Source organism: Rhodoplanes sp. SY1, assembly GCF_046000175.1.
Lineage (GTDB): Bacteria > Pseudomonadota > Alphaproteobacteria > Rhizobiales > Xanthobacteraceae > Rhodoplanes.
This window is the reverse complement of the sequence record NZ_JBEOMB010000389.1, coordinates 1-558: the sequence shown is the minus strand read 5'-3', so window position 1 is coordinate 558 and position 558 is coordinate 1. Positions and strand designations below refer to the sequence as shown.

Annotated in this window: 1 protein-coding gene; it reads left to right on the top strand. The window is 72.2% G+C overall.

Annotated elements, in window-relative coordinates; genetic code table 11:
* Positions 1–558, top strand: a 558-nt coding sequence (locus ABTU92_RS29865; RefSeq protein ID WP_408095163.1) for a hypothetical protein, incomplete at both ends; no start/stop codon positions are given.

Here is a 558-nt window from a genome sequence, read left to right as displayed (position 1 = left end):
GGAATTCGCCTTCTCGGGAAGCGCCGTCGCGCTGCGCCAGCGCAGCGACGTCGAGGCCGGCATCGTCTCCACGGTGAACGGCGGAGCGACCGTCGCGGGCGGCTTCGTCGACGTGTCGGCCGCGACCGGCGGCACCTTCGTGTCGGTCGCCGGCTCGATGGTGCTGGGCGGCTCCGGGTCGAGCGGCCTCGGCCTCTCGGTGATCGTCAACGACGCCGAGCGCGACGTCCTCGCCTATGTCGGCAACGATCCGGCCTCGTCGGTCACGGCGACCGGCGCGATCGACCTCGATGTCGGTGCCGTCACGGTCGACGCGACGATCGGCGGCGTGCGGGTCGACGTGGTCGGCACGGCGACGGCGATCTCCTCCAAGCAGAACCCGATCGGCGAGTCGGCGGACGATCCGCTCGACGGGGTCAGCCTGCCGAACCTGTTCGGCGAGGCCGCCAACGGCAAGAGCGGCATCGGCATCGCGGGCAGCGCCGGCGTCAACGTGATCCGCGACACCGCGGAGGCGTTCATCGACGCGCACGGCAGCATCGCGGCCGCCTCGCTCGA